Annotated in this window: 13 protein-coding genes; 3 read left to right on the top strand and 10 right to left on the bottom strand. The window is 58.1% G+C overall.

Annotation, left to right across the window (positions count from 1 at the left end; translation table 11 throughout):
* Positions 1-128: 128 nt before the first annotated feature.
* From C4885_RS11825 to C4885_RS11805, 5 genes are all read right to left on the bottom strand, one after another.
* Positions 129-1667: a nitrite/sulfite reductase gene (locus tag C4885_RS11825; protein WP_114000526.1), complete on the bottom strand. Its 1539-nt coding sequence runs from the start codon at positions 1665-1667 to the stop codon at positions 129-131.
* Between the two features lie 315 nt (positions 1668-1982).
* Positions 1983-2642 (bottom strand): fructose-6-phosphate aldolase, encoded by a 660-nt coding sequence (gene fsa, locus C4885_RS11820; RefSeq protein ID WP_114000525.1) that lies wholly within the window; start codon positions 2640-2642, stop codon positions 1983-1985.
* A gap of 286 nt (positions 2643-2928) precedes the next feature.
* A complete protein-coding gene (gene glyA / locus C4885_RS11815; protein ID WP_114000524.1) occupies positions 2929-4185 on the bottom strand; it encodes a serine hydroxymethyltransferase in 1257 nt (418 codons plus the stop codon).
* An 82-nt stretch (positions 4186-4267) separates the two neighbouring features.
* Complete coding sequence (hisB, locus tag C4885_RS11810) at positions 4268-4855, bottom strand: imidazoleglycerol-phosphate dehydratase HisB (protein WP_114000523.1); 588 nt, start codon at positions 4853-4855, stop codon at positions 4268-4270.
* Positions 4852-5559 carry a GntR family transcriptional regulator gene (locus C4885_RS11805; RefSeq protein WP_114000522.1) on the bottom strand — a complete coding sequence of 236 codons (708 nt, stop codon included), beginning with the start codon at positions 5557-5559 and terminating at the stop codon, positions 4852-4854. The genes hisB and C4885_RS11805 overlap by 4 nt, the downstream gene beginning before the upstream one ends.
* 376 nt (positions 5560-5935) lie before the next feature.
* Here C4885_RS11805 and dnaK point away from each other — a divergent pair, with 376 nt between their 5' ends.
* Positions 5936-7723 carry a molecular chaperone DnaK gene (gene dnaK / locus C4885_RS11800; RefSeq protein WP_114000521.1) on the top strand — a complete coding sequence of 596 codons (1788 nt, stop codon included), beginning with the start codon at positions 5936-5938 and terminating at the stop codon, positions 7721-7723.
* A 150-nt stretch (positions 7724-7873) separates the two neighbouring features.
* Here dnaK and C4885_RS11795 read toward each other — a convergent pair whose 3' ends face one another.
* The 5 genes from C4885_RS11795 to C4885_RS11775 form a co-directional block, all read right to left on the bottom strand.
* The gene (locus C4885_RS11795) at positions 7874-8911 is read right to left on the bottom strand and encodes a rod shape-determining protein (RefSeq protein WP_114000527.1); all 1038 of its coding nucleotides are present in this window, start codon (positions 8909-8911) and stop codon (positions 7874-7876) included.
* Between the two features lie 132 nt (positions 8912-9043).
* Positions 9044-9604 (bottom strand): nucleoside triphosphate pyrophosphatase, encoded by a 561-nt coding sequence (locus C4885_RS11790; protein ID WP_199488107.1) that lies wholly within the window; start codon positions 9602-9604, stop codon positions 9044-9046.
* A gap of 231 nt (positions 9605-9835) precedes the next feature.
* Entirely contained in the window at positions 9836-10282 is a 447-nt protein-coding gene (gene dut, locus C4885_RS11785) for a dUTP diphosphatase (protein WP_114000519.1), read from the bottom strand.
* A 425-nt stretch (positions 10283-10707) separates the two neighbouring features.
* Positions 10708-12822, bottom strand: a complete 2115-nt coding sequence (locus tag C4885_RS11780; protein WP_114000518.1) for a U32 family peptidase — start codon at positions 12820-12822, stop codon at positions 10708-10710.
* Entirely contained in the window at positions 12822-13175 is a 354-nt protein-coding gene (locus tag C4885_RS11775; protein WP_114000517.1) for a cell division protein ZapA, read from the bottom strand. The genes C4885_RS11780 and C4885_RS11775 overlap by 1 nt, the downstream gene beginning before the upstream one ends.
* A gap of 352 nt (positions 13176-13527) precedes the next feature.
* Here C4885_RS11775 and C4885_RS11770 point away from each other — a divergent pair, with 352 nt between their 5' ends.
* Positions 13528-15930, top strand: a complete 2403-nt coding sequence (locus tag C4885_RS11770; protein WP_114000516.1) for a glycogen/starch/alpha-glucan phosphorylase — start codon at positions 13528-13530, stop codon at positions 15928-15930.
* Between the two features lie 178 nt (positions 15931-16108).
* Positions 16109-17971, top strand: a complete 1863-nt coding sequence (locus C4885_RS11765; protein WP_114000515.1) for a glycoside hydrolase family 13 protein — start codon at positions 16109-16111, stop codon at positions 17969-17971.
* Positions 17972-18099: the final 128 nt, after the last annotated feature.

Genomic DNA, 18099 nt, shown 5'->3' with positions numbered 1-18099 from the left:
TTATCGAGCATTTTGGCAACGCAGATGCCGTGCCGCAGCCGCCGGAGCGGTGCTTAAGCCGTCAGGCGGGAATTGTGCGGTATTGCCTTAAGGAACTTGTGGAGAACAAAAGGCTTCGGGAGCAGCGGTTATACGTACTTGGCAATAATGGAGTTCACCGCATCAGGGTCAGCTGCGCTCCAGGTCTGCCAGTTCTGGCCTGCGGCTGCAGCAGCCTGGCCCAGCTCCACCAGCAGGGCGGGGAGCTGCTCTTCATATACGGTGCCGATGGTATCGCCAAAGTGGGCATGGCCCAAAGCATCGGACCCGCCCAGGAAGATGGCAAACGCCGGGGCAGGCTTGCCGCCCGGCACCGCTTTAACCGTGCCCTGGAAGCCGATGGCTGCGGCCTGGTGGCCGGAGCAGCTGGACGTGCAGCCGGAAATGCAGACTTTGGGCAGGGCACCGTCCGGAATGTTAGCCTCCCGCACGGCCTGCACAGCGCGCTGCAAAACGGACTGGCTGTCCCGCACGCCCTGCTGGCAGATGGAAGCGCCGATGCAGGCAACGCTGGTCTCAAACAGCGTTTTGGCACCATCTGCGGTGGCATCCAGCACAGCGGCAGCTTCGTCTGCCGTCAGGTTGATGATGTACAGCGTTTCATTGGGGGCAACACGGCATTCGCAGCCGGGGATGGTGCTGAGCAGGTTGTCCAGCTGCACCAGTTTTTCCGGGATCAGGCGGCCGCCGATGGGGTGGTACGCCACAGCGTACAGCCCCGGCTGTTTTTGGGCAATGGCGCGCGGGTCATCCAGCGTGCCGGTGCCGGTTTTGGTAATGGCGGCGGGGGTCAGGTGCAGTTTCAGGCTTTCGTCCGCCTTGGCAGCGGCAACGTTCTCCAAAAAGACGCGGCGCAGCTCGTCCGGGCCAAGGGTCTCCTGCATAAAGCGGGTGCGGGCCTTGGCACGGTTCTGGTAATTGCCGTGCTGACAGAAGGTGGTGATCATGCCGCGGATATAGTACAGCACATCCTCTGCGGGCAGGGATTCCGCCGCCAACACGCCCATGCGCCAGCCGCCGCCCAGGCCGCCGGCAATGTACAGCTTAAAGGTGCCGTCCGGCTGCGCTACAAAGCCCATATCGCGGAACGCGGTGTGCACACAGTCATCCACGCCGTTGCAGAACGCAACCTTCAGCTTGCGCGGCATGTGGATGTCACGGCAGATGGAAAGCAGATACTCCGTTGCGGCCTCGGCCCAGGGCATAACGTCAAAAGCTTCGCCGGGCTGCACGCCGGTCAGGGGGCTGGCCTGAATGTTGCGGGGGTTATCACCGCCGCCGCCGCGGGTGATAATGCCGCAGGGGATGGCGGTCTCCATGATGGCAGGCACCTCGTCCGGGGTCAAATCGTGCATCTGGATCGCTTCGCAGGTGGTCAGCTTCAGGAATGGCACATGGTACTGCTGAACAGCCTGTGCCATAAAGTGCAGGCGCTCCGGCGTGACCCGGCCGCCCGGCAGGCGCAGCCGCAGCATATGCTTGGCGGCATCGCGCTGGGCATAACTGCCAAACCCGCCGGAAATGCCTTTGTAGTCCTTGCGGGCAATTTCGCCCTGGGCAAAGGAGTGGATCGTGTTGGAAAAGCCGCCGATTTCTTCGCGGTAAGTGTTGAGCCATTGCTGGTCCATGGTTGGAACCCCCATTACATCCTAGTTATTTTTTCATAAAATAATAAATAATAATGAATAAAGAATAATGTCAGTGCGCCGCCCGCGGCGGCGCGAATAAAATAGGTTGACTGCTTTGGTCGGAGTGCTTTTTGCCGGAGCAGTTGACCTAACTAAAATGTGACGCCGTGGGTGTCACACAACCATTATTCATTATTCTTTATTCTCTTTTAATTACATCACTAAGTATAGTGGATAAAAAAGCAATCTGCAAGAAACTAAGCAAAAACAAAGCCCGGCCCGGCAGACAGCCGGTACCGGGCAGAGCGACAGAAATTATTCGCCAAATACCTTGATGTAGTCAGCCTTGAACTTTTCAATGCCGGCATCGGTCAGCGGGTGATGCAGCATCTGTTCAATGACCTTGTAAGGAACGGTGGCGATATCAGCACCAGCCAGAGCGCAGTCCGTTACATGGATGGGGTTGCGGACGGAAGCGGCAATGATCTGGGTGTCAATGTCGGGGTAGTTCAGGAACATGTCATGAATGGTTTCGATCAGTTCAATGCCGGGCTGGCCAATGTCGTCCAGACGGCCCAGGAACGGGCTGACGTAAGTAGCGCCTGCGCGGGCAGCCAACAGCGCCTGGTTGGCGGAGAACACCAGCGTGCAGTTGGTGGGAATGCCCTTGGCGGACAGTGCCTTGATGGCCTTCAGGCCCTCAGCGGTCATGGGGATCTTGACGACCATGTGCTTGGGGTCCAGGGCATAGATGGCTTCGCCCTCAGCAACCATGGTTTCAGCGTCCACGGTGGTGGCCTTTACTTCGCCGGAAATGGGGCCGTCCACGATGGTGGCGATCTCTGCCAGGGTCTCGGCATAATCGCGGCCTTCCTTGGCGATCAGACTGGGGTTGGTGGTAACACCGGCAATAATGCCCATGTCATTGGCTTTACGGATCTCATCTACATTCGCAGTATCAATAAAAAACTTCATGATTTTGCCTCCTTTTATGTGGCATTTTATTTGTCCTTTGCATTATATCACAATATTCTATAAAATGGAAACATTTTTTAAGGCCTGCGCAAAAGTCCGCAAGGAATGAGAAGGCCCGCGAAAAAAATGAGAAATGCCGCGCTGGTTTCGGCTCCCAGCCCTGCCAGACTGCCATAAAAAACACCCCGCAGCAAGAGATTCGCTGCGGGGTGTCTTTATCAATTTGTGCGATGCCCATTAAAGCTTTTCGCCCCGCTCTTTTTCAAAAAGGCGGGAAAAGCGGGAATTATTCGTACAGGGGGAAGCGAGCGGTCAGGCTGGCAACGCGGGCAGCGATGTCGTCTTTCTTGCCTTCAAAGTCAAAGATGCAGTCTGCGATGCAGTCGGCAATCTCTTTCATCTCGGCGGGGCCCATGCCGCGGGTGGTCACAGCAGGGGTGCCAAGGCGGACACCGCTGGTCACAAACGGGCTGCGCTTTTCACCGGGAACGGTGTTCTTGTTGGCAGTAATGTGTACTTCGTCCAGGTTGTGCTCCAGCTCCTTGCCGGTCATCTCGGAATCGGTCAGGTCAACCAGCAGCAGGTGGTTGTCGGTGCCGCCGGAAACCAGCTTCACGCCGCGGGCGGTCAGCTCGTCGGCCATAGCAGCGGCGTTCTCCACAATCTTGTGGGCATAATCCTTGAACTCCGGCTTCAGTGCCTCGCCAAAGCAGACAGCCTTTGCAGCAATCACGTGCTCCAGCGGGCCGCCCTGGGTGCCGGGGAAGATGGCGGAGTTGATGCGCTTGATCAGGTAAGCGTTGTTGGTCAGGATCAGGCCGCCGCGGGGACCGCGCAGGGTCTTGTGGGTGGTGGTGGTCACAACATCAGCATAGGGCACCGGGTTCTGGTGCATGCCGCCGGCAACCAGGCCGGCAATGTGAGCCATGTCCACCATCAGCATTGCGCCGTAACCGTGGGCGATCTCGGCCAGCTTTTCAAAATCGATAGCGCGCGGGTAAGCGGAAGCACCGGCAACCAGCAGCTTGGGGCGAACCTTGGCAACCTGCTTGGCCAGGGCATCGTAATCAATGCGGCCGTCCTCGGCAGAAACGCCGTAGGAAACAAAGTTGTAGTTCTTGCCGCTCATGTTGGCGGGGGAACCATGGGTCAGATGGCCGCCCTGGGAAAGATCCATGCCCATGACGGTATCGCCCAGGTTGAGCAAGGCAAAGTAAACGGCCAGGTTGGCCTGTGCGCCGGAATGGGGCTGTACGTTGGCATATTTGGCACCAAACAGCTTGCAGGCACGGTCAATCGCAATCTGCTCAACCTGGTCCACAAACTGGCAGCCGCCGTAATAGCGGTGGCCGGGGTAGCCCTCGGCATATTTGTTGGTCAGCACGCTGCCCATGGCAGCCATAACGGCAGGGGAAACAATGTTTTCGCTGGCAATCAGCTCAATGTTTGCCTGCTGGCGGCCCAGCTCACGCTGCATGGCCGCACCCAGCTCCGGGTCATACCCCGAAACAAAACCAATGGTGTCCATCATGTCCTTGTACATAATACTTACTCCTTTCAGTGTTACCCTTATATACTGAAAACGGGGTCCCGCCCCGGAAAAACGAAATTAAGTTAGGAGGTAGTTAGATGCTTCCTTTCGTGGAAAGCACGCCCACAATGCGGTCGTCATGGCGGGCGGCGGCGGAAAGGGCTTTGGCGAATGCTTTGTACATGGCTTCCAGCTTGTGGTGGTCGTTTTCGCCGTACAGCACCTTCAGGTGCAGGTTCATCATGGCGCTGTAGCTGACAGCGTAAAAGAATTCCCGTGCCATCTGCACATCCATGCCGCCGCAGCTCTGCCCGGCAAAGCTGGCATCATAAACAAAATACGGCCGTCCGCCAAGGTCCACAGCGCACAGGGCCAGCGTTTCGTCCATGGGCAGCATGCAGCTGCCGTAACGCACAATGCCGGCTTTGTCGCCAAGGGCCTCACGGATGGCCGTGCCAAGCGCGATGCCGCAGTCTTCAATTGTGTGGTGACAGTCCACGTTCAGGTCGCCATCACAGTGTAATGTCAAATCAAACAGGCCGTGGCGGGCAAAGCCGTCCAGCATGTGGTCAAAAAAGCCGATGCCGGTGTGCAGGTCGGCTTTTCCGCTGCCGTCCAGGTCCAGTGTGACGGTAATGTTGGTTTCCCGCGTTTTGCGGGTCACGGTAGCAGTGCGGCTCACGGTTGCATCTCCTTTGCATGGTCCGGCCAGTGGGTGCCGGAAACAAAATAATCCGCATATTTGGTCGAAAGTTCTTCCCCCAGCCGCATTACGCCGCCGTACAAATGGCGGGAACACTGCGCCCGGATGGCGGCGGTATCATTGCGGGCAATGGCATCCAGCAGAACATCATGTTCCGCCACAATATCGCCAAAATTGCCAACGGCCACAAGATCCAGCATGCGGAACCGCGAATAGCTGTTCTGCGAAGTCTGGATCAGCTGCCACAGCTGGTCTTTGCCGGTGGCAAGAAACCAGCTTTCGTGCAGGCGGCTGTCCAGCTCATAAAACATCCGCGGGTCCGGGTGGGGTTGGGCCGCCAGGCGGCGCAAAGCATCGTTGCGGGTTTTCAGCTGGGCCAGCTGTTCGGGGGTGCAGGCAGCGGCAAAGTCTGTCATCACGGCGGATTCCACCGCGTTGCGCAGGTAGATCTGCTGGCTGATGGTGTCAAAATCCAGCTGGGTGACCCGCGTGGATTTGTAGGGGGTGACTTCAATCAGCCCGGCAATGCGCAGCTCCTGCAAAACGCTGCGCACCGGCGTGCGGGAAACCCCGAACTGCTCGCACAATGCATTTTCCCGCAGGGTGGAGCCGGGCTTTAATTCCAGCAACATGATCTGCTGGTACAGCGTTTGGAAAATGTCATGGCTGGAAAATGCCTGCATGTCCGGGAATCTCCTTCTCTTTAGTATACTAAAGAATATAGCACCGTTGCCCCCGTCCGTCAACGATACACCCCAACATTTGGATGATTGTCTGATAAGAGTTTACGATTTTGCAACACATTCCGGCACTTTGCGCGCTACAATAATGTTAACAAACCATAAGGTGTACCTGAAAAGTCGAAAATTCAGCCTGTTTCTACAACCACAGCTGGCTTTTGCCTTAAATCCCGCTTGTGTTTGCGGAATAATTGTCATTTTCTTTGCTTTCAGCTACACTCTAAGGCGGAGTTTTGCGCCTTAGCGGTGCTCCCTGTGTGACAAAAGCTGGCGAACCCCTGTATCTGTTGCCGGCTTGTGTGAAAGGACCAAAAGCAACATGGGTAAAATCATCGGAATTGATTTAGGAACAACCAACAGCTGCGTGGCTGTGGTGGAAGGCGGACGCCCAACCGTTATCCCCAATGCCGAAGGCCAGCGCACCACCCCGTCGGTCGTTGCTTTTGCAAAAAGCGGCGAACGCCTTGTGGGCGATCCGGCCAAACGCCAGGCTGTCACCAACGCACCGCGCACCATTGCCAGCGTTAAGCGCAAAATGGGCAGTGATGAGCGCATTCCCATTGACGGCAAGTGCTTCTCCCCGCAGGAGATCAGCGCCATGATCCTGCAAAAGCTGAAAGCGGATGCAGAAGCTTATCTTGGTGAACCGGTGACAGAAGCCGTTATCACCGTGCCGGCTTATTTTAACGATGCCCAGCGCCAGGCTACCAAAGATGCCGGGCGCATTGCGGGCCTGAATGTAAAGCGCATTATCAACGAACCTACTGCGGCCGCCCTGGCCTATGGCCTGGATAACGGCAAGACCCAGAAAGTGATGGTGTACGACCTGGGCGGCGGCACGTTCGATGTTTCGCTGATCCAGATCGGGGATGGCATTGTGCAGGTGTTGGCCACCTGCGGTGATAACCATCTGGGCGGCGATGACTTTGATGCTCGTGTGGCTGACTGGCTGGTGCGGAACTTTGCCGCTGAAAACCAGGTGGACCTGACCCGTGATCCCGTTGCCATGCAGCGCGTGCGGGAGGAAGCCGAGAAAGCCAAAAAAGAGCTTTCCGCTGCCACCCATACTGAAATCAACCTGCCGTTCATTACCGTTGGCCCCAACGGCCCGCTGCATTTGCAGGCGGAACTGACCCGCGCCAAGTTTGATGAGCTGACCGCCGACCTGGTGGAGCGCACGGCCCTGCCGGTGCGCAACGCCCTGCGGGATGCCCACCTGGCCGCCAACGACCTGGATCAGGTGCTGCTGGTAGGTGGTTCCACCCGCATCCCGGCGGTGCAGGCCAAGGTCATGCGGATGATCGATCTGGAACCGTCCAAAACGCTGAACCCGGACGAGTGTGTGGCCCTTGGCGCTGCGGTGCAGGGCGGACGCCTTGGCGGCGAAGGCCTGGCTGCTGGCGGGCAGGACCTGCTGCTGATGGACGTTACCCCGCTGACCCTTTCGATTGAGACGGTGGGCGGTGTAGCAACCCATCTGATCGACCGCAACTCCACCATTCCCACCCGGTATTCCAAAATCTTTACCACCGCCGCGCCGTTCCAGAGCACAGTTGAAATCAAGGTGCTGCAGGGTGAGCGGGAGTTCGCCAAGGATAATAAGCTCATCGGCAACTTTACCCTCAAGGGCATCAAACGCGCCTGGGCCGGTGTGCCGCAGATCGAAGTGACCTTTGATATTGACGCCAACGGCATTGTGACGGTGAGCGCTCGTGACCTTGGCACCGGCAAACAGCAGAGCATTACCATCACCGGGTCTTCCAACCTGAGCGAGCAGGAGATCCGCCGCGCCATGGACGATGCCGCTGCCTTTGCCGGGCAGGACCAGGAGCGCAAAGCCGCTATCGAGGCCCTGAATGCCGCGGAAGCCGCCATCTACCGCGTCAATTCCGCCCTTGGCAGTAAAGAGGGCAAGGAGCTGGATAAGGACACCAAAAACCGCATTAAAGAAGCAGAAAAGAACCTGGAACGCCTGACCCGCCACAAAAAGCCCGAAAAAATGACCCCCCAGGACACCCAGGCCCTGAACGCCGCCCGCGAAGCCCTGCAAGCTCAGACCAAGGACCTGGTAGCACGGTGGGAGCGACGAGGGAAAGTTAGGAGTTAGAAAGTAGGAGTTTTTGGGGCTGCAGGTACCCAAAAATTCTGTCTGAATATTAAAACAAAAATGTAGGGAACGGTCAAGACCGTTCCCTACAATTATTTTATGGGGTTGCGGCAAACTTTCAAACCGCCACTTAACTCTTAACTCCTACCTTTACAGGTAGCTCAGTTCCTCCCGTCTGGTTCCTGCCAGATCGGGGTGGTCGAGGACGGCGCCGGCACCGAGGGCAACACAGTCCAGCGGGGCTTCGGCAATGTGTACCTCAATGCCGGTTTCGTTCTGGATCAGAGTATCCAGCCCGCGCAGCAGGGCACCGCCGCCCGAAAGCATGATGCCGCGGTCAATGATATCGCTGGAAAGCTCCGGCGGAGTGCATTCCAGCGTGTCCTTGATGGCTTCCACAATGCGCATCAGGTTTTCGTTCATTGCCTCGCGCACTTCTTCAGAGCGGATCAGGATATCTTTCGGCAGGCCATCCACCAGGTTACGGCCCTTGATCTCCATTGTGGTTTCGCCATGCTCGGTGTCGGTGGGGTCTGGCGGGCAGGCGGAGCCGATTTCCAGTTTAATCTGCTCAGCAGTGCGTTCGCCCACCAGCAGGTTGTATTTGCGCTTGATAAAGCTGGTAATGCTCTGGTCCAGCGCATCGCCCGCACAGCGCACGCTGCGGGATGCCACAATGCCGGAAAGGCTGATAACCGCCACTTCCGCCGTGCCGCCGCCGATATCCACAATCATACTGCCCACCGGTTCAGCGGTCGGCAGCCCGGCACCAATGGCGGCGGCCATCGGCTCTTCGATCACCGTTACCTGGCGGGCACCGGCTTTGGCGGCGGCCTGGCGCACGGCGCGGCGTTCCACTTCGGTCACGCCGGACGGCACGCAGATGACCACGCGCGGCCGCACGAACAGGCGGCTGCCGCATGCCTGGCGGATAAAACTTTGCAGCATGGCGGCGGTGATGTCAAAGTCGGCAATCACGCCGTCTTTCAGCGGGCGTACCGCCAAAATTGAGTTGGGCGCTGCGCCGATGATGGCTTTGGCCTCGTGGCCTACGCAGCGCACACGCAGTTCGTCGGTGCGGGCATCCACTGCCACAACGCTGGGCTCGCGGATGATAATGCCGCGGCCTTTCATATACACCAGCGTGTTGGCGGTGCCAAGGTCAATGCCAATATCACAGGTAAACATATTGCGCAGAGCTTCAAGCAGCTGCAAAATCGGATTTGCCATTTTTATCTCCCCATCATGTGTTTGTGCGGGTGGGCCGCACAAAGAATGCGCACGACACGCCGCAGCAGCCAGGCCGCTGCGGCACTGCCGTTACAGCGCTCCGGCCTGGCGCAGTACCTGTGCCAGACGGTGTACGGGCAGACCCATAATATTGTAATAACATCCCACAATGCCGCTGCACCACAGCGCAGCATGGCCCTGGATGGCGTAAGCCCCGGCTTTGTCATACGGTTCCGGGGTGCGCGCATAGGCAAGCAGGTCGCTTTCCTCAATGGGCGCAAACTGTACGCGGGTGGTTTCGGTGGCAAGGTATGCCTTGCCGCCGTGCACCACGCACAGCCCGGTATGTACTTTGTGCTCCCGGCCAGAGAGCGCGTGCAGCATCCGCACAGCGTCTTCCTCGCCGGAAGGTTTGCCGAACACAGCGCCGTCACAGTCCACCACGGTATCACAGCCGATCACGGTATCATCAGGGTGCTGCTGCGCCACGGCCAGGGCTTTGGCTTCTGCCAGGGCCTGGGCCAGCTGGGCAGGCGTTGCGGCGGTAATGCGGCTCTCGTCCACATCACTGGGGGCAACGGTGTAATTGGGCGTGATCAGCGCCATCAGCTCCCGCCGCCGCGGGCTGCCGGAGGCTAAAATCAAGGACATAATGGGATGTTCCTTTCGTAACAGATTCTACCGCACCACCGCGGCGAAACAAAGGGAAAAGAGGAAGTTAGGAGGTAGGAAGTAGGAGTTAGGAGTTAATTTAATTGGGGATTGGCAATGAACCATTAGCAATTTGGATATGGCAAGGTTGGCAATAGATGCCGTAACGAGATTTACCGCAAAGCCGCGGGCGCACACTGTGCGCCCCTACGAGGGCATCTTAACTCTCAACTATTTTCCTGTCGATCCAAACCCGCCTTCACCGCGCTCGGTTTCGTTCAGGGTGGCGGCGGGCACAAAGGCGGCTTGCCACACGGGGGCAATGCACAGTTGGGCCACGCGCTCACCGGGGGCGATGGTGTAAGGCTCGGTGCCAAGGTTGATCATGGGCACTTTCAGCTCGCCGCGGTAATCGCTGTCCACAACGCCAACGCCGTTGGCCATGCACAGCCCGTGCTTGATGGAAAGCCCGCTGCGGGCATACACCAATGCCACGCACCCGGCATCCGGCAGCTCAATGGCAAGGCCGGTGGGCACCAGCACCCGCTGCATGGGGGCAATGGTCAACGGCTCTTCCAGCGCGGCGCACAAATCAGCCGCAGCCGCCCCCGCCGTTGCATATGCCGGCACCTTAGCCAGCGGGGAAAGAACGGAATATTTGACGATTTTTTGTTCCATAGTACGTTGGGGTGAGTTAGGAGTGAGGAGTTAGGAGTTATCTCAATTAGGAATTAGGAATTAGCAATGAGCAATTAGAAATTACGATGCCCCCCGTAGGGGCGCATGATTGCAAATTCCATTATGGCATATATGGCAATGTTTCGGAACGGTCAAGACCGTTCCCTACAGAGCAAAACCTTAGGCCCTGCTTTAACTCCTAACTCCTACTTCCTCACTCCTAAGGCAACACCGCACAATTCCCGCCTTACGGCTTAAGTACCGCTCCGACGGCTGCGGCACGGCATCTGCGTTGCCAAAATGCTCGATAAGACATCCAGTATTATCTGCGCTTTTGGCCTAGCAGCTGCCGCACCTCGCTCGCCGTATCGGCACTTAGAATTATGCGGTATTGCCCTAACTTACCCTTCCTCCGATATTATGATTTAGTTATTCGTATAATATAGCCCTCTTGTAAACTCGCCGTCAAAGGGCTGCTGATGGAAAAGGTGGGTCAGAACCTCTTCCACGCGGTCGGCAGGTTCCAGGGTGAACGCGGCCACGGCAAGGTCCACCGGCATTTCGGTCAGGCGGTCCCCCATATAAAGTGGTACAGGGTTAAACACGGTGCGCATTCCAGCGCTGCCGGGGGCGGAGCACCGCACCGGGAAATCCCGCCCTTTGCGGTCCCGCAGTTTGCCCTTGTGGGTGCAGCCCGCGCAGCTGGTGCGCACATTGCGCAGCGGGCAGGCGCGGGTCAGCATCAGGGGCAGGTGGCCATAGCACAGGGCAGCGGTGGGTACCGGGGTGCCGTCTTTCTGCCGGGGTGCCACAGCACGCATGGCGGTCAGGGCCGTTTCAGGCTGCACCAGCAGGCCACAGGCACCCAGGCACACATACTCTGCCGCAGACATTGGGTTGGTTACATTCAGCCCCAGCCCGCCGAACACCGGCAGGGGAGAGGCATACCCAAACTGCGCCAGATTGTTTGCAACCACACCCGCAAAGCCGGAACCTTCCAGCGCAGCCAGGCGGCGCATGGTGTCCGGTTCCACAGTGCCGAAAGCAGCGCGGGGCAGCTCCAGCAGCGTTTTGCAGCGCAAGGGCTGCGGCACAGCGTCCGCTTCCCGGATGGGCAGGATCAGATAGCGCAGCTTGGCCAGGTATTCGGCACCGGGCAGCTGGGCAGCGGTTTCAAAACGGGCGGCCAGCTGGGGTATCATGCCTACTTCGTGCTCGGCGTATTCCGGCAGGGTGATTTCCTTTGTGGCCAGGGGCGCAGGTTCACTGCGCTTTTGCAGCAGCTTGTCCAGCGCTTCGCGGCGCATCTCATTCCAGGCGGAGCCGGGCAAAAATCCGGGGCCGCCCTCGCCGCAGGCAAACTCAACCCCAGCGCAGGTGAACGGCGTACCGCCGGTTTTGCCCAGGGCACGCTCAATGCCGGGGGCGGGGTCTTTCTGTGCGGGCTGCGGTTCATCGGCGCTGTACACATTGACACGGCTGCCGTTGTCGTCGAAAGCTGTCAGCTTGATGCCGCCGTCCTCCACACCGCCGCTGACGCAGAAATGCACCGGAATGCGCTCCAATTCGCGGCGGAACAGCTCGCGGGCTTTCGGCGTGGCGGCGCGCGTAGCGGCTGCATCGGCTTCGGTGCGCACGCCAAACATGGTGCCGTCATTGCGGCCTACCAGATAGGCATCACTGAAGCCGGAGCGGGAGAAAATATCCCGCAGCAGCGCTTCATCATAGGGCTGCCCGGCGCGGGCTGCGCGGCAGGCCGTTACCGCAGCGGCGGCATATTCCGGCGTGCGCAGGCGGCCTTCAATTTTAATGCTGGCAACCCCGGCGGCTTTCAGCTGGGCCATGTGGGGCACAAGGTCCATGTCTTTCAGGCTCAGGTGGCAGGCTTTGCCCGGCTGGCCGGGGCGCAGGCCATTGGTAGCATCAAACGGCAGGCGGCAGGGACCCGCGCAGGCACCGCGATTGCCGCTGCGCCCGCCCAGGAACGCGCTCATCATGCACTGGCCGCTCATGGACATGCACATCGCGCCGTGTACAAACACTTCGCATTCGATCGGGCTTGCCTTTACCACGGCTTCGATCTCCGCCAGGCTCAGCTCACGGGCCAGAATGGCGCGGGAATACCCCAGCTTTGCCAGCATCTTGGCGCCCTCTGCGGTGTGGATGCTCATCTGGGTAGAGCCGTGCAGGCGCAGGCCAGGCGCAATGCTGCGCACCAGCTGCGCGGTGGCAAGGTCATCCACAATCACGGCATCCGCCCCGGCGGCGGCAACAGCGCGCACGGCATCGGCCAGGCCGCCCAGCTCGGCGGCGTAAACCAGCGTGTTCAGGGTCACATGCACCGCAACCCCGCGGGCATGACAAAAACAGACGGCTTCGCGCAGGGCATCAGGGTCAAAGTTCCCAGCGCTGCGCCGCGCATTGTAGCCATCCAGCCCAAGATATACGGCGTCAGCCCCGGCAAACACCGCAGCCCGCAGCATATCAGCATTGCCGGCGGGGGCCAGGATCTCCGGGCGCTGTAAAACAGTCTGTTCCATCAGGCTTCGCTCGTCAGGGAACGGCGGTGCAGGTCGTCCACCTTTTTGCGCAGGGCGGCGTTTTCGCGGCGCAGCTCCTCGGCAGCCATCTTGGCGGAGGCGGCATCCTCCAGATAGTCTTTGATCTGGCGGCGCATATTATCCGCGCTGCCGCTGGCCTTTTCCAGCTCATCGCGGTAGTTCAGCGCGGTCATGATGGCAGCGGTGGTGATGGAAACCGAATTGGAAGAGCTCATCAGCTCATTCATATCAAGATTCAGGCGCTCGGCCAGATTCTGCATGTAATCTTCACTTTCGTTGGTTGAGATCACATAGCTCGAACCGCAGATGGTCAGACGTACTTTGTTAGCCATAGTTGGGGTCTCCTTTGTTTCAGTTGATGGTGTTTTTATCAGGAACACCCTGCACTTTTGCCGCCAAAAGCGGGACGGAAAGGGACTTCTGCGCGGCAAAACCGCCCACCAGCCCCCGCAGCGCAGGGAAAATGCTTAAAATTATACCCTTATATTATAGTATAAAATGCCCGTAAGAAAAAGCCCCTTTTGTGTAAAATTGAAAAAATTGACGCGTGTGGGAAAAAAGCCTTGCACATATCGCCAATTTTGACTATAATGCTTAAGGTAAGTATTTTTATTGATTTTGAAAAATCAGTATAATCCCAGAGGGTTCTGGTATAGATAAGCCGTAAGGAGAGGAATACTTTTGATGAAACTTACTAAAAAAGAATTTGAAAAAATTCTCAAAGACAAGGTCGTCAGCGAATGCGGCGTCACGTTGGACGTTGCTTCCGCCGAGCAGATCTACCGCTGCATGGCAATGATCGTTCGTCAGATCATGTCTGACCGCCAGAAGCAGTTCCAGGCCAAGACCTTGGGCGAAGGCAAAAAACAGGTCTATTACCTCTGCATGGAGTTCCTGATGGGCCGCAGCCTGCGCACCAGCCTGTTCAACCTGGGCCTAAACGAAGTTGCCGAGCAGGTTCTGGCTGACGCCGATATCAAGATCGACACCATTTATGAGCAGGAGCCTGATGCAGGCCTCGGCAACGGCGGCCTGGGCCGTCTGGCTGCCTGCTACCTGGATGGCATGGCTACCGACTGCATCCCCGGCACCGGCTACTCTATTTTGTATGAGTATGGCATCTTCAAGCAGAAGATCGTGGACGGCTGGCAGCAGGAAACCGCTGACAACTGGCTGCCCGGCGGCCAGGTGTGGATCAAATCCCACCCCGACCAGGCACAGGAGATCCGCTTTGACGGCCAGGCTATCGAGACCTGGGAGGGCGGTTTCCACCATGTCAAGTACGAAAACTACAACTCTGTCATTGCTGTTCCTAACGATATGTACGTTGCCGGTTACGGCACGCAGGGCGTTTCCAAGCTGCGCCTGTGGCAGGCCAAGGCACCCAGCTTTGATATGAGCAGCTTCAACGCCGGCAACTATAACACCGCTATCAGCCAGTCTGCTTCCGCAGAGCTGATCTCCAAGATCCTGTACCCCAACGATAACCACACCGAGGGCAAGATCCTTCGCCTGCGCCAGCAGTACTTCTTCAGCGCTGCTTCCGTTGCCGATATCCTGGGCAACCACCTGAACCAGTACGGTACCCTGGAAAACCTGCCGGATAAGATCGCCATCCAGCTGAACGATACCCATCCGACCATTGCCATCCCCGAAATGATGCGCATTTTGCTGGATGAGTGCAGCTATGAATGGGATGCAGCTTTCGACATCTGCCGCAAGGTCTTTGCTTACACCAACCACACTGTCATGAGTGAGGCTCTGGAAAAGTGGAACGTGGATATCTTCCGCTCCACCCTGCCGCGTATCTGGCAGATCGTGCAGGAAATGGACCGCCGCTGCCGTGCTGACCTGGAGAAAGCCTTCCCCGGCGACCAGGGCAAGATCAACTACATGGCAATCATTGGCGACAACCAGGTCCGCATGGCCAATATCTGTGCCTACACCTGCCATTCCATCAACGGCGTTTCCAAGCTGCACAGCGAGATCATCAAGGACAGCGTGTTCCATGATTACTTCCTGTACAAGCCGAACGCATTCAAGAACGTTACCAACGGTATTGCTTACCGCCGCTGGCTGCTGGCTGCCAACCCCGGCCTGACCAAGCTGCTGGAAGATTCCATCGGCCCCGGCTTCAAGCAGGATGCTTCCGAACTGAAGAAGTTCGAAAAATTTGCCGACGATTCCGCCATGCTGGATAAGCTGGCCGCCGTCAAGCGCGCCAACAAGGTGAACTTTGCCAACTATCTGGAAAAGGCCACCGGCCAGGTCATTGACCCGGATTCTATCTTTGACTGCCAGGTCAAGCGCATGCACGAGTACAAGCGCCAGCACCTGAACGCCATGAACATTGCCGCTGAGTACCTGTACCTGAAGGCAAACCCGAACGCTGACTTTGTGCCCAAGACCTATATCTTCGGCGCCAAGGCTGCCCCCGGCTACTACATGGCCAAGCAGATGATCCGCATGATCTGCAAGCTGGGCAAGCTGATTGACAACGATCCCGCTGTTAAAGATAAGCTGCGCATTGTCTACCTGGAAGACTACTGTGTCTCCCTGTCTGAACGCCTGATGCCCGCTTCCGAAGTGTCCGAGCAGATCTCTCTGGCCGGCACCGAGGCTTCCGGCACCGGCAACATGAAGTTCATGCTGAACGGCGCAATCACCTTGGGCACCCTGGACGGCGCGAACGTGGAAATCGCCGATGCCGCCGGTAAGGACAACGAGATCATCTTTGGCATGCTGACCCCCGAAGTCAACGCACTGAAAGGCATGGGCTACCATCCGCAGGCATTCATCTCTGATGATAATGTTGCCATGGCAGTTCTGGATATGCTGGAAAAGGGCTGGAACGGTGAGAACTTCAGCGAGGTTACCAACAACCTGCGCAACTCTGACCCGTACATGGTTCTGGCTGACTTCAAGGATTACCGCCGTGCCCAGCACACCGTGCAGGAACTGTACAAGCAGAAGCAGACCTGGAACCGTATGAGCCTGATGAACATCTCCAACGCCGGCATCTTCTCCGCCGACCGTTCCATCATGGATTACGCCCGCGATATCTGGGGCGCTACCCCGGTTAAATAATCTGCCCAAAGCAGAGCTTTAACCGCAGTGCGGGCGCGTGTGCAGCTGTGAACGTACACACGCTGCCCGTACAATAAAATAAACGAACAGCCGCGATCCCGGCAGCCGACTTGAATTTGCCGGCGCCAGTGGGTCACGGCTGTTTTTGTACACTTGTTCAATGTAAGGATTGATTTGTTTGCCTGAACAACCAACGCATACTTTTTTTAACTCCCGCTGTGCGGAGTATAAAACACCGTTTGGTGCAGTTCCGGCGGGGCAGACCGTTACCTGGCGGTTGACTGTGCCGGAAAGACTGGGCTATGTGGACCCACACCTGGTGCTGACCAAAGACCGCGAAGACCCCGTGCATTACCGCATGAATTTTGACGGCCAGACCCCCGGCGTAAACCATTTTGTGTTCCAGCTGGCCCCCACCACATCGGGATTGTATTTTTACCACTTTGACCTGTACACGGATTTCCGCAAGATTTATCGCACCGCCAACGGGGAAGGTGAGCTGACCTGGGTGAATGGCCTGGATTGGCAGCTGACGGTGTACGAGCCGGACTTCAAGACCCCGGACTGGATCAAAGACGGTACGATGTACCAGATCTTCCCGGACCGCTTTTATGAGGGCGTACCCAACAAGCCGCTGCCCTTTGCGGACCGCATTTACCGTCCGGATAAAACCGGCGAGCCGTATTTTTGGCCCAATGAGCAGAGCGATGGCTACCTGAACATGGACTATTACGGCGGCGATTTTGCGGGCATCCAGCAAAAGCTGCCTTACCTGGAAGAGCTGGGCGTTACCTGCATTTACCTGAACCCCATTTTTGAGGCCCACGCCAACCACCGCTACAATACGGCCAACTACCTGAAAGCCGATCCACTGCTGGGCACCAACGAGGATTTTGCCGCCCTGTGCGCCGAGGCCAAAAAACACGGCATCCGCATTATTCTGGATGGCGTGTTCAGCCACACCGGTTCGGATTCACTCTATTTTAACCGCGAAGGCCGCTATGGCCCCGGTGGCGCTTACCGTGACCGCAATTCGCCCTACCGCAGCTGGTATGACTTCGATTCCGGTTATGTCGGCGGCTACCGCAGCTGGTGGGGCTTTGAGACCCTGCCCGAAGTGGAGGAGGAGGACCCCTCTTACGGCAACTTTGTCTGCGGCAAGGGTGGCGTGATTGATACATGGCTGGGGCTGGGGGCTTCCGGCTTCCGGCTGGATGTGGCGGATGAACTGCCTGATGATTTTATCGAAAAGATCCGTGCCGCCGTCAAAGCCCACGGCGAGGACAAGCTGCTCATCGCCGAAGTGTGGGAGGACGCCACCACCAAGGAAGCGTTCGACCACCGCCGCACCTACCTGCGCGGCCATGGGCTGGATGCTACCATGAACTACCCGTTCCGCAATGCAGCTGTGGCTTTTGCCCGCGGCGAGGATGCCAGCGCGGTGGGGGAGCAGATCATGTCCATCTGCGAAAACTACCCCAAACCGGCGCTGGACTGCGCAATGAACTTCCTTTCCACCCACGATACCGAGCGCGGTATTACCGCCATTGCAGGCGAACCCGCCAATGGCCGCGACCGCTACTGGCAGAGCAAGCGCATGATCCCCGGCGACCGCATTGATGATGCCCTGCGCCGCGTGCTGCTGGCTTACGCCATGCTGTACACCCTGCCCGGCGTGCCCTGCGTGTATTATGGCGATGAGATCGGGATGCAGGGCTACCGCGACCCGTTCAACCGTGCGTATTTTGACTGGAACTCCACCGAGCGCCGCCTGCGCGTGCCGCTGAGCAACCTGGCCCGCCTGCGCCGCAACTGCGATGCCTTTGACGGCGGCAGCATGGAGCTGGTGGAAGCCAGCGCCGATGTGCTGCACTACCGCCGCGTGGGTAAGGAGCAGTCCGCGGAGATTATCCTGAACAACGGCCCGCACCTGATTGTCCGCACCGCCTTTGGCAAGCAGACCGAAGTAAACCCCGGCGGCTTTACCATCCTGGTAGAAGATAACCAGCCGCAGCATGTGGGGTATTTTAAGTACTACTGATTTGATGGGCAGGCGCTTACTGGGCGAAAGCGAACGGAATTGCAGAATTAGGGCAACACCGCACAATTCCCGCCTGACGGCTTAAGCACCGCTCCGGCGGCTGCGGCACGGCATCTGCGTTGCCAAAA

Source organism: Subdoligranulum sp. APC924/74, from assembly GCF_003324125.1.
GTDB classification, from domain to species: Bacteria; Bacillota; Clostridia; order Oscillospirales; family Ruminococcaceae; genus Gemmiger; species Gemmiger qucibialis.
Note: the sequence above shows the minus strand (reverse complement) of the source record. Positions and strands in the feature narration are given on the sequence as shown.

Coding starts and splice junctions, on each gene's coding strand:
- C4885_RS11825 (WP_114000526.1), bottom strand. CDS start 1,667: ATGGACCAGCAATGGCTCAACACTTACCGCGAAGAAATCGGCGGCTTT.
- C4885_RS11775 (WP_114000517.1), bottom strand. CDS start 13,175: ATGGCTAACAAAGTACGTCTGACCATCTGCGGTTCGAGCTATGTGATC.
- C4885_RS11795 (WP_114000527.1), bottom strand. CDS start 8,911: ATGTTTACCTGTGATATTGGCATTGACCTTGGCACCGCCAACACGCTG.
- glyA (WP_114000524.1), bottom strand. CDS start 4,185: ATGTACAAGGACATGATGGACACCATTGGTTTTGTTTCGGGGTATGAC.
- C4885_RS11770 (WP_114000516.1), top strand. CDS start 13,528: ATGAAACTTACTAAAAAAGAATTTGAAAAAATTCTCAAAGACAAGGTC.
- dnaK (WP_114000521.1), top strand. CDS start 5,936: ATGGGTAAAATCATCGGAATTGATTTAGGAACAACCAACAGCTGCGTG.
- C4885_RS11805 (WP_114000522.1), bottom strand. CDS start 5,559: ATGCAGGCATTTTCCAGCCATGACATTTTCCAAACGCTGTACCAGCAG.
- C4885_RS11780 (WP_114000518.1), bottom strand. CDS start 12,822: ATGGAACAGACTGTTTTACAGCGCCCGGAGATCCTGGCCCCCGCCGGC.
- fsa (WP_114000525.1), bottom strand. CDS start 2,642: ATGAAGTTTTTTATTGATACTGCGAATGTAGATGAGATCCGTAAAGCC.
- C4885_RS11790 (WP_199488107.1), bottom strand. CDS start 9,604: ATGTCCTTGATTTTAGCCTCCGGCAGCCCGCGGCGGCGGGAGCTGATG.
- dut (WP_114000519.1), bottom strand. CDS start 10,282: ATGGAACAAAAAATCGTCAAATATTCCGTTCTTTCCCCGCTGGCTAAG.